Genomic DNA, 10,873 nt, shown 5'->3' on the forward strand with positions numbered 1-10,873 from the left:
TCCCGTCCAGGGATTCGAGGATCCGGGGTCTGTTGCCAACACACCAATGGTGTCGACGGACCCCGCATCCTTCACGACGCGCGAGAGGAGCGTGAGCCTGCGCGCTCCCTCGCCGGGCCGCCGCGGGACGTGGGCTAGCTGTTCAGGGCCTTGAACTTGCGCCCCAGGTCCCGGAAGTACTTCATGCCGTTGTCGAGCGAGTTCTCCATCGCGTCCATCAGCACCGTCCGGAAGCCCGCCGCGGGTCCTCGGAAGGACTCGTAGTAGCGCTGCCGGTCGATGGAATGGATGACGGCGGGCATGTAGCCGTTGCGCAGCAGGATGAGGTTGCTGCACATGCGCCCCACCTTCCCGCTGTGCTCGGTGAAGGGGAAAATCTGCACGAACTTGTGCTGGACCGTGGCCGCCTGCTTGATGGGGTGGAACTCGCGGAACTCGGCGCTGGCCGTGTAGTCCACGAGCTTCTCCAACTCCGGCTGGATCTTCGCCGGCTGGGAGATGTCGTGGAAGTACGTGCGGTGCAGCGGCATGTCCTTGCGCAGCCCGGACCTGTCGCGTTCCTTGGCCAGCTCCTTCTCCGTGCGCTCGCGGCGCTCCATGCGCGCGCGCTCCGTCTGGGCCTCCGGCGTGTTGCCCAGGAAGAGGTCGTGCATCCGCTTGATGGTGGTCAGCGTGATTTGCGCCTGCTTCTTGGCGCCCGCTGCCTCCTCACGGATGAAGTCACAGACGGCCTTGTGGTTCCGGATTTCGAGGACCACCGGAATCATGGAGGCTTCCGCGCTGGTTCGATGAGGGAACAGCGCGGCCATCAGTTCCTGATGCGTGTAGACGACTCCCTCTAGCGCGGCGTCGTGGTAGATCCACGACATCTCCATCTTGTCCAAGAACTCGCGCGCGTCCGGCTTGTCCTTGTAGATGTCGAGGTACCCACGCAGCGTTTCGTTCTTCTCGTCGATGTCCTGGTAGCGTTCCTTCACGGACTGCGGCTCCTTCTCGCTGCGGGTCCGCCGCGGGCGGTACTCGAAGCATGCGGCCGAGCGGTACAACGGCGCGTGGATTCTAGAAATTCCGCGCGGTTGTAACAACGAAATCATCACAGATTGACGAGGAACACCTCGCACGCCTGGTCGAGCAGGTCCTTGGAGAGCGCTGGAGGTATCTGCCGGTAGCGCGCCGCGTCCCGGATGAGGCTCACCAGGTCCCGAGGGTGGCACGAGCGAAGCTCCATGCTCCGCGGCTTGTAGTAGTGCTCGATGAGGTACGTGACGGCCTGGTCCACGTACGGGATTCCCGCTGCCTCGCAGACGCGACTGAAGATTTCCCGGTAAGCCTCTTCGTCGGGGTTCCCGACCTCAATCTTGTACTTGATGCGGCGCAGGAAGGCCTCGTCCACCAGTTCCTTGGGGTCCAGGTTGGTGGAGAAGACGAGGAGCTGGTCGAAGGGGATTTCGAACTTCTTGCCGGTGTGAAGGGTGAGGAAGTCCACCCGTTTCTCCAGGGGGACAATCCACCGGTTGAGCAGGTCCGTGGGGTGGACCTTCTGGCGGCCGAAGTCGTCGATGAGGAGCATGCCGCCGTTGGCCTTCACCTGGAACGGGGCCTCGTAGAAGCGGGTGCTCTCCGAATAGATGAGGTCCAGCATCGCCAGCGTCAGCTCGCCGCCCACGACGACGGAGGGCCGACGGCACACGAGCCACCGGTTGTCCATTTCGAAGGTCTGCCGGCGGCCGGAGGCATCCCGGCCGACCTCCAGCGACACCGGCGTGTGGATGAGCCGGTCGTGGACCTGGATGATCTGATTCCCAATCTCCAGGCAGTGGGGGACGAACACCTCGCCGCCAAACATGTGGGAGACGGCCTCGGCCAGGCTCGTCTTGCCGTTGCCGGGGGAGCCGTAGAGGAACAGCGAGCGGCCGGAGTTCACCGCCGGCCCCAGCTTGTCCATCAGCTCCGCGGGGACGGTGAGGTGGCTGAGCGCCATCACCAACTCCTCCTGGCTGACGACGGGCGTCTCCTCCGTCTGGCTGGTGATGAGCGCGTTGTACTGCTCAATCGGTACCGGCGCGGGGCCCACGTAGGTGGTGCGGGTGAGGGCGTCGCGCGCGTACTCGCGGCCCTTCTCCGACAGGATGAACTCCACGGACGCGCGGCCAAAGCCCTTGCCGCCGCGCAGGTCCACCAGCTTCTCCGTGGCGAGGAAGTCCACCACGTGCTCGATGACACCTGGCCACGGCAGTCGCATCTCGTCCGCGATGCCCATGCCCGTGCCCGTGCCCGCGTAATAGAGGTACTTCAGGGCGATGTCGGACAGGATGCCCATCTTGAGCCCCGTGTCCTCCACCGACTTCGGCTCCGGTGGAGCGATGTCGAGGATGGATGGGTTCTCGAGCTTGAACGGATTGTCGTCGTAGTCGTAGCCAGCGGGAGGAGCCATCAAGCCCCGTTCTAGCCCATTCGATGGGCGGTCGGGCGCGGGACGTGGCCTCTTCCCTGGCTGCCCGCCCCCCTCCCATGCCGAAGAGGGGGGCGAAGCGGGGTGGCTCAGATGTACGTGAGCCAATCCGCGTAGCGCGGCTCCTGGCCGCGCACGATGCGGAAGTACATGTCCTGCACGTACCGGGTGATGGGGCCGGGCTTGCCGTCAGCCACCTGGCGGTTGTCCACCTCGCGCACGGGGGTGATCTCCGCCGCCGTGCCGCAGAGGAAGATCTCGTTGGTGATGTAGAGCGCGTCGCGGGTGAAGGTGACCTCCTCCACCGTGCGGCCGCTGTCGCGCAGGATGTGCAGCACCGTGTCGCGGGTGATGCCGTCCAGGATGGGGCCGGACAGCGGGGGCGTCTTGATGATGCCCTTCTTGTTCACCTGGAAGATGTTCTCGCCGGAGGCCTCGGCCACGAAGCCGCTGATGTCCAGGAGGATGGCCTCGTCGTAGCCCGCCAGCACCGCCTCGCGCTTGGCGAGGATGGAGTTGACGTACTGGCCGGTAATCTTCCCGCGCACCATGTTCACGTTGACGTGCATGCGCGTGTACGAGCTGACCTTGGCGCGGATACCTTCCTTGATGCCCTTGTCGCCCAGGTACGCGCCCCAGTCCCAGGCCGTCACGGCCGTGCGGGTGGGGTTCACCGCGCCCAGGCCCATGGCGCCGTCGCCCATGAAGGCCACCGGCCGCAGGTACGCGCCGTTGGCGAACAGGTCCTTCTGCGCGCGGAGCAGATTCACGCACGCGTCGAAGAGCTCGTCCTCGGTGTACGGAATCTTCAGCATGATGATGTGGGCCGAGTCGAGCAGCCGGCGGACGTGCTCACGCAGCCGGAAGACGGCCAGCCGTCCGTCATGCGTTTTGTATGCGCGGATGCCCTCGAAGACACCCAGGCCGTAGTGAAGCGCGTGCGTCATCAGATGCACGTGGCCCTCGTCCCATTTCATCAGTCGGCCGTCGAGCCAGATTTGCTCGGCGCGCACTCCACTACTCGAGGTCGAGCTCATTCGATGTTCCTTCGCCTGGATGTTGAGGGGGGACAGCCAGGGCCTTCTAGCCAGTGAAACCTATGAGGTCAAAGCGTGTTTCTCGTCCCGAAACAGTCACAGCACCGGTGGCAGGGGGGCGAGCATCCGACGGAGGAACGGGAGGTCCTCCGCGAGTGCCGTCCTGCCGAATTGTAATGCCTTCGAGGCCAGTTCCACCGACGGTACGACGTCTAGCGGTGACAGTGTTCGCGGAAAGCGTTTGACGTGGTGCGTATAAGGAAGGTTCGGCGCCACCGTCATCGCGGCGAGCCGCTGGAGGGGCAGCCAGAAGGGCGTGGTCAGCTTCGGGGCGAAGCCGTCGAGCGCGAGGATGAACGCGTTGCGCGTGCCGATGCGGCCTCGGGCCACTGCCTTCCACGCCGCCTTCGCTGGCAGGTTGTCCACCAGTCCTCCGTCGATGAGCCTCGCGACGCCGTGCTGGCCCATGAGTCCTTCCACCAACGTGTGCATGCCGGGGTCCTCGCGCAGCACGTCGTAGTGGATGACGCCGGGCAGCGCGGAGGAGAAGCCCGCGGCGTCGAGCGCGTCGAAGTCGCCGGTGGTGTCGTCCGCACCCAGGTAGAGGCGGGCGGTGATTTCGGGGCGGGTGAAGAGCTCGGCCATGGCGCCCATGGCGGCCTGGATGCGGCGTGCCACGCCCACGGGGTTGAGCAGGCCCAGCGGACTGGTGCCTAGCAGGCGCTCGTAATACTCCAGCGGCCGGGGAAGCATGCCGCGGCGGATGCCGCCCACGGCGATGAGCGTCGGCACCGGCAAGTCCTTGAGCCGCATGCCACTGTTCTCCGGTCCCGCGCTGAAGAAGCGGCCCAGCCCCGCGCGCAGAAACAGCCGCAGCGCGGCGGGCAGGCCATAGCGGCTCTCCGTGGAGATGAAGCGGAAGAGCTTCCGGAAGGACAGCCCGCGGACGATGTTGATCATGTCCGTGGCGTCGAAGCGCGTCAGGCGCGAGCGCATGATGGCCAGGATGGCGCCCATGGACGTCCCGGCGAGCAGGCGCGGCTCCAGGCCGTATTCGCCCAGGAGGCTCATCACCCCCAGGTAGACGTAGGCCGTTCCGCCGCCGCCACCGGTGACCAGCACCAGTTCCTTGTGCCGGATTTCCCGGTCCAATGCCTCGGGGGGAACGCGCCCGCGCAGCCGCTGCGCCACCATGTCGCGCGCCTTGGCGGCGTGCTGGCGCAAATCCTTCACGTGCGGCATCAGCCGGTCCCGCGTGGGCGGGAAGGGGGCTTGGAGGACGGGGCCCAGGCGGCGCTCCACCTCCTCGCGAAACGGGGTGAGCAGCGCGCCCACGCCCACGTCGCGTTCGCCGTGCCGCACCTTGTAGAGGCGCGCCAGCGACAGGACGGTGCGGAGGATGGCTTCCTCGCGCAGGTCGACCAGGGCCGCGTTGGCCAGCGAGGCGCGCACGAGGCGGAGCTCCATCTCCTCGAGCGGCCGGGTGATTTGGAAGCGTTCCTTCAGCAGCACGTGCTTCGAGGGCCCGTCAGGCCTGGGCAATCTGCGAGAGGTTGGCCTTCGCCTTCTCGATGTCGCCTTCGTACTTGAGGACGAGGTTCAGCGTGGAGGCCACCACGTCGGCGGTGAGCTGCTCCGCGTTCAGCAGCGCCAGGCTCTGGGCCCAGTCGAGCGTCTCGCTGATGGAGGGCGCCTTCTTCAGGTCGAGCGAGCGGATGGCGGCCACCGCTTCCACCACCTGCTCCGCCAGCACCTGGGGCACCTGGGGCAGTCGCGAGCGGACGATGCGCAGCTCGCGCTCGCGGTCCGGGAAGTCGATGTGCAGGTGGAGGCAGCGGCGCTTGAGCGCGTCGGACAGCTCGCGCGCGGCGTTGGAGGTGAGCAGCACGCGGGGGATGTGCTTCGCCCGGAAGGTGCCCAGCTCGGGGATGGTGACGGCGTTGTCGGAGAGCACCTCCAGCAGGAAGGCCTCGAACTCCGGGTCCGCCTTGTCGATTTCGTCCACCAGCAGCAGGGCAGGGCGCTCGGAGAGCTGGGCCTTCAGCACCGGGCGGGGCAGCAGGAAGCGTTCGGAGAAGAACACCGCGTCGCTGGAGGCCAGTCGGTCCGCCGCCTGCGCCAGCGTGGTGGTGCCCTGCACCATGTCCCCAATCTTGTCCTTGAGGAGCTGGGTGTAGAGCAGTTGCTTGGCGTACTCCCACTCGTAGAGGGCCTTCGCCTCGTCCAGGCCCTCGTAGCACTGGAGCCGGATGAACTCGCGGCCCAGCGCCTGGGCCAGGGCCTTGGCCAGCTCCGTCTTGCCGACGCCGGCCGGGCCTTCCACCAGGATGGGCTTGTCCATCCGGTCCGCCAGGAAGGCCGCCGTGGCGATCTCCGGCGAGGATAGATAGCCCACCTGCTCCAGGCGCTTTTCCGCGTCCTCCACGCTGGTGAATGCGTGGCTCTCAACCGTCGAAGGGGTGCTCACCCGGTGAACTTAACCGACGCCCTCCTGGCGACTGCGGCAAAAATGCCAGGGTTCCGGTGTCGTCACCGTGGCCCGTTCGCCTCGCTGCCTGGCAAACCCGCGTAACTCTGGAGGGAAATTTTCTGCGCAACGTGGGCACACCTCGTGCATCTCAGGGTTTCCAATCGGTATTCAGGGAGGTGAGCGGTCATGGTGTGGGCGTGGTTGCGGATGGTGATGATGGTGGCAGTGGTTCTGCTTCCGGGCGGCTTCCCCCTCCTGCTGACCTATGTCGCCTTGCGTACACTCCGCAGCAGTTGGCGCCGTGCCCAGGAGGAGGCCCAGACGGGGGGCCGCGTGGTGTCACTCCGGGACGTCGTCTCCACGCTCCACTTCAAGGAGCTGGTCCGCGAGGCACGCGCCGCGCTCTGAGCGCGGATGGAACCGCTCGACGCTTCCTGCGTTGGAACTGAGACGGCCCTGACACACCTGCCCGGCTAGGGCACGGATGTCAGGGCCGCTTCATTGTGGCCTCGGGGTTCCGAGGCCGAGGCCGTCGGGATTCCGGCGGGGTGCCGGAATCCCGGCGCCGTTACTTGTCCAACTCGTCCACCAGGGCCGTCCAGTCGTCGTCTTCCTTGGCCGTGGGCAACTGGATGACCAGGGTCCGGTCGGTGGGCTCGGACTCATCACTCAGCGCCGCCGGCGGGGCGGGAGCCGGGGCAGGGGCCTTCTTCGCTGGGGCCTGGGCCGCAGGCTTTGCGGCCGGCTTCTTCGCCGGGGCCGGGGCCTGGGCCGCGGCGGCGGGCGCGATGACCTGGTTGAGCTGCGTCCTCACGGCCAGCTCGTCGTCCTCGGCCGCCGCGGGCTTGGCGGCGGCCTTGGCCGGGGTGGCCGTGGTGGCGGACTTGCTCTTGTAGCGGGCCAGCTCCAGCTCGGCGACCTTGAGGGCCTTGCTCTTCTCCTGCACGGACTGCTGCAGGCGGGCGACCTCCTGCGCCTTGATGGCGTCGCGACGCTCCAGCTCCGCCTTCTGCTTGGCGGCGAGGTCTTCCTGCTCCTTGGCGTGCCGCGCCTCCAGGTCCTTGCGCTCCTTCTGTGCGGCGGCCAGGCGGGTGGAGGCCTCGTGGGCCTTGCTCTCGGCGGCGGCCACCTTGGCGTTGAGCTCCTTCTCCGCGCGGGACTTGGCGCCCTGCGCGTTCTCCACCGCCAGTTCCAGGTCCTGGATCTTCTTCGCCCGCGCGCTCAGCTGGCCCTGCAGGTCCTTGGCCCTGGCGTCGGCCTCGGTGGCCTGCGTCTGGGCGTCCTGCGCGAACTGGGTGATGCGCTGCTCGGTCTTGGCCAGCTTCGCGGCCAGTTCGTCCGCCGCGCGCTTGGCGTCGGCACGTTCCTGGTTCGCCTGCTGGGCCTGCTGCTGGAGCCGGGCCTCGGCCTGCTGGAGCTGGCCCGCGAGGCCGTCCCGCTCGGCGGTGAGTTTCTGCTGGGCGGCGCCCGCGGCGCGCAGCTGGTCCTCGCGGCCCGCCAGCGCCTTGCGGCCCTGTTCGAGCTGCTCGTTGAGACCGGTAATCTGCTGCCCCAGGCCCTCGGCCTGACGGCGGGCCTCGGTGGCCTGCGTCTGGAGCTTGGCCTCCATGGCCTTGAGCTGCTCGGTGCGGGTGGCGACCTCGCGGTTGAGCACCTCCGCCTGACGCATCTTCTCCTGCGTCACGTGGGTGAGCTTGCGGAGCGTGTCCGACAGCTCGGTGCCCTTCTGCGTCAGGTCGTTCTGGAGGAGCTCCTCGCGGCGCTGCGACTCCTCGGTGAGCGTGTGCAGCCGCTCCTCGAGGTGGGCCCGGGTGTTCTCCGTCTGCGCCAGCGTGGCGGTGAGCTGCGTCAGCTCGGCGACGCGTGTGCCCAGCTCGTGCTTGGTGAGGGTGAGGTGCTCGCCCAGGTCCTCGCCATGGGCACGCGCCTCGGCCAACTGGCCTTCCAGCGTGGTCTGGGTGCTCGCGGCGGCCTTCCGGCTCTCCTGGTGCGCGTGCTGCTCGCGCGCCAGCGCGTCGCGGGTGGCGGCGAGCTGGCCGTGGGTCTGCTCCAGCGTCTGACTGGTGGCCTCCAGCTCGGAGCGGAGTCCGTCGCGCTCACTGGTGAGGTCTCCGATGTGCGCGCTCGACTCCGCGGCCAGCTTCTCGTGCGCGGCCCGCTCGGCCTCGTAGTTGCCCTGCGTCTCGGACAGCTCGCTGCGGAGATGACCAATCTGCCCGGTGAGCTCCTGCTCCAGCGCGTCCTTCGCGGCGCCCAGGTCCGCCAGCTCCGCGATGCGCTGGTCGCGCTCGCGGGTGGTGTGCGCCAGCGTGTCGCTGGTTTCCTGGAGCGCGCCGCGCGTGTCCTCCAGCGCCGCATGCGTCTGCTGGAGCGTCTGGGAGGTGGCCTCCAGTTCGCCACGCGTCTCCGCCAGCGTGCCTTCGGTGCTGGCGAGCGTGTTCTGTGTGTCGGCGAGCTGCTGCTCCGTCTGGGCCAGCGTCTGCTGTGTTTGCGCCAGCGTCTGGCTGGTGGCGTCCAGCTCGCCGCGCGTCTCGGCCAGCGCGCCTTCCGTCTGGGCCAGCGTCTGCTGTGTCTGCTGGAGCGTCTGGCTGGTGGCATCCAGCTCGCCACGCGTCTCCGCCAGCGCGCCTTCGGTGCTGGCGAGCGTGTTCTGCGTGTCGGCGAGCTGCTGCTCCGTCTGCGCCAGCGTCTGCTGCGTCTGGGCCAGCGTCTGGCTGGTGGCCTCCAGGTCTCCGCTCAGCTCGGAGATGCGCTGGTCGCGCGCGGCCACGTCCCCTTGCAGGGATTCGATGGTGGACTCTCGCTGGGAGACGGTGTCCTCCAGCTGGGCCACGCGCGCGGAGAGCTGTTCGCCGGTCCGCTGCGAGTCATCGAGCTGCCGCTGCGTCTCCTCGAGCTGCGAGGTGAGCGCCTGAATCTGGCCGGTGAGGTCCGCTTCGAGCTCGGCCTTGGCGGAGCGCAGCTCCTCCAACTGACGGGAGAGGTCCGCCTCCAGCGCGTCCTTCGCCTGGGAGAGGGCCTGGAGCCGGTCGTTGAGGTCCGTCTCCAACTCGTCCTTGGCCTGTCCCAGCGCCTGGAGCTCCGCGGTCAGCTCATTCTCGCGGTCCTCCAGGTGCGTCTTGACGGCCTCGACTTCGCCCTCGAGCTCGCCGATGCGCTCCAGCTGCTGCTGGATGTTGGCGTTGAGCTCCGCCTCGGTGTGCTCGTTCCGAGCGATGGTCTCCGACAGCTCGCGCTCGAGCGTGCCGAGCTTCGCGTCACGCTCTTCGATGCGCTGGGTGAGCTCGGCCTCCTGGGCGTCCTTGTCCAGCCGGAGCTGGTCGCGCTCGCCCATGGTTCGCGCGAGGTCCGCCTCCAGGTCCGCGACCTGCTGGCTGAGCTTCGCCTCCAGCGCATCGCGCTCGGCGTTGAGCCGGTGGATTTCCGCGTCAGCCTGGGTGCCGTGCTCCTCGGCACGGGCAGCGCGGGCTTCCAGGCCGCGCACGGTGGTGTCGCGCTCCTGCTCAGTCTGCTGCAGCCGCTCCTGGAGGGCCTGGATTTCACCGTCCAGCTCGGCGAAGCGCTGGTCACGCTCGCTGATGGTGCGGTTCAGCTCGGCCTCGAAGTCGTCACCGCGCTTCGTCAGCCGCGCGATTTCGCCTTCATTCGCGAGGACGGTGTCCTGGAGCTTCTGCTCCTTGACCTCGAACTCGAGCGTGACCACGCCGAGGTGCTTCTCCAGCTTGTCGTACTCGTTGCGGCCGTGCTCCAGCTCGCCGGCGCGGCGGCTCAGCTCCTCCTCGGCGCGGGAGACTTCCCGGCGCAGGAGGTTGATGTCCTTCTCCTTGGAGGCGACGACCTCGATGAGGTCCTTCTCCGCGGAGAACTTCTGGAGGAGCAGGTCATCGACGGTGGCGCCGTGCTCGCGCTCCTTCTGGATGGTGGCCTGCTGGGCCTCGTTGAAGCGGCGCAGCAGGTCGTCCACCTGCATCTTCAGGCCCTGCAGCTCCACGTCCTTCTCGTGGATGCGGTCCTCGCCGGAGAGCAGCTCGCGCTCGCGCACGTTCCAGATTTCAGAGAGGCGGGCGAGCTGGGCCTCGCGCGTCTTCAGCTCGTCGCGGAGGATCTGAATCTTGCCCTCGGGCGTGCCCATCAGCTCGCGCCGCGGTGGCGGACGCTTGAGCTGGCGGGACTCGGCGAGCAGCTCCGCCTTCCGGTCCGCGATGGACTGGAACGTGCGGTCGAGGAACGCGCGGTCCTCTTCCGTCATCGCGCTGCGGCGCTCGCGCTTGGGCAGCTTCGGCGGGCCCCCCGCGGCGGCCTTGAGCGACGGAGGCATGGGCGGCGGTGCTTCGCGCGTCCCGTTCAGCGCGGCATCCAGCGACGCGCCGGTGTCATCCGTGCCCGGCGGCACGATGCCGTGGCTCAGGGCGGCCAGCTCGCCCATCTCGAACGGGATGGCGAGGTAGCCGTCCGCCGCCTGCGGCGTCTGACGATGCTGCGCCAGACCATCCACGCCACTCTCGGAGGAGAGCAGCAGGACCTTGAGGTTCTGACCCCACTTGCCCTTCTTGATGTTGCCGCAGAGGACGAAGCCGGACTGATCCTTCAGCTCCGCGCGGAGGACGACCAGGTCTGGTCGGCGCTTCTCCAGCTCACGCTGCGCGTCAGCCGCCGTCTCAGCCAAGGCTGTCTGGTAGCCCGCGCCCTTGAGCACGGTGGCCATGCTGAGCGCAAAATCATGCTCGCTTTCGACGATGAGGACCCGACGCTCCATGAAGCCCTTTGTCCCGGAAAAAGTGCTGTGAAAACCGGAACATCCTATCGGGCGGTTGTGACCCTTGGAAAGTTTCCAGGAGCAGCTCGGTTGCCAGCCTCACGAGCCCTTGCCGCGGACGACGACTTCCGAACGGACTGAGGGGGTCGGGTGGGCGG

The 10,873-nt window shown here is 67.8% G+C and carries 7 protein-coding genes; 1 reads left to right on the forward strand and 6 read right to left on the reverse strand.

The genetic code is table 11. From position 1 onward, the window contains the following. Positions 1 to 134: 134 nt before the first annotated feature. From FMQ63_RS17590 to FMQ63_RS17610, 5 genes are all read right to left on the reverse strand, one after another. Positions 135 to 977 (reverse strand): Fic family protein, encoded by an 843-nt coding sequence (locus FMQ63_RS17590; RefSeq protein WP_026114207.1) that lies wholly within the window; start codon positions 975 to 977, stop codon positions 135 to 137. A gap of 116 nt (positions 978 to 1,093) precedes the next feature. Further along, the gene (locus FMQ63_RS17595; RefSeq protein ID WP_011553042.1) at positions 1,094 to 2,434 is read right to left on the reverse strand and encodes an AAA family ATPase; all 1,341 of its coding nucleotides are present in this window, start codon (positions 2,432 to 2,434) and stop codon (positions 1,094 to 1,096) included. Positions 2,435 to 2,541: 107 nt separating this feature from the next. Then, positions 2,542 to 3,489: a branched-chain amino acid transaminase gene (locus FMQ63_RS17600; protein WP_011553043.1), complete on the reverse strand. Its 948-nt coding sequence runs from the start codon at positions 3,487 to 3,489 to the stop codon at positions 2,542 to 2,544. A gap of 96 nt (positions 3,490 to 3,585) precedes the next feature. Then, the gene (locus tag FMQ63_RS17605; RefSeq protein ID WP_171452286.1) at positions 3,586 to 5,001 is read right to left on the reverse strand and encodes a patatin-like phospholipase family protein; all 1,416 of its coding nucleotides are present in this window, start codon (positions 4,999 to 5,001) and stop codon (positions 3,586 to 3,588) included. A gap of 16 nt (positions 5,002 to 5,017) precedes the next feature. Continuing rightward, positions 5,018 to 5,956, reverse strand: coding sequence for a MoxR family ATPase (locus tag FMQ63_RS17610; RefSeq protein WP_011553045.1), 939 nt, complete (start codon positions 5,954 to 5,956; stop codon positions 5,018 to 5,020). Between the two features lie 189 nt (positions 5,957 to 6,145). On the opposite strand from FMQ63_RS17610, the gene FMQ63_RS17615 reads away from it, so the two are divergent. Further along, the gene (locus FMQ63_RS17615; protein WP_011553046.1) at positions 6,146 to 6,367 is read left to right on the forward strand and encodes a hypothetical protein; all 222 of its coding nucleotides are present in this window, start codon (positions 6,146 to 6,148) and stop codon (positions 6,365 to 6,367) included. Positions 6,368 to 6,527: 160 nt separating this feature from the next. On the opposite strand, the gene FMQ63_RS17620 is transcribed toward FMQ63_RS17615, so the two are convergent. Further along, positions 6,528 to 10,715, reverse strand: coding sequence for a response regulator (locus FMQ63_RS17620; RefSeq protein WP_011553047.1), 4,188 nt, complete (start codon positions 10,713 to 10,715; stop codon positions 6,528 to 6,530). Between the last annotated feature and the right edge of the window lie 158 nt (positions 10,716 to 10,873).

This window comes from Myxococcus sp. CA005 (assembly GCF_006518205.1).
In the GTDB taxonomy this organism is placed as follows: domain Bacteria; phylum Myxococcota; class Myxococcia; order Myxococcales; family Myxococcaceae; genus Myxococcus; species Myxococcus xanthus.

What these genes read in the sequence shown, in the direction of transcription:
- FMQ63_RS17595 (WP_011553042.1), bottom strand. Translation starts at nt 2,434, where the DNA reads ATGGCTCCTCCCGCTGGCTACGACTACGACGACAATCCGTTCAAGCTC.
- FMQ63_RS17600 (WP_011553043.1), bottom strand. Translation starts at nt 3,489, where the DNA reads ATGAGCTCGACCTCGAGTAGTGGAGTGCGCGCCGAGCAAATCTGGCTC.
- FMQ63_RS17615 (WP_011553046.1), top strand. Translation starts at nt 6,146, where the DNA reads ATGGTGTGGGCGTGGTTGCGGATGGTGATGATGGTGGCAGTGGTTCTG.
- FMQ63_RS17620 (WP_011553047.1), bottom strand. Translation starts at nt 10,715, where the DNA reads ATGGAGCGTCGGGTCCTCATCGTCGAAAGCGAGCATGATTTTGCGCTC.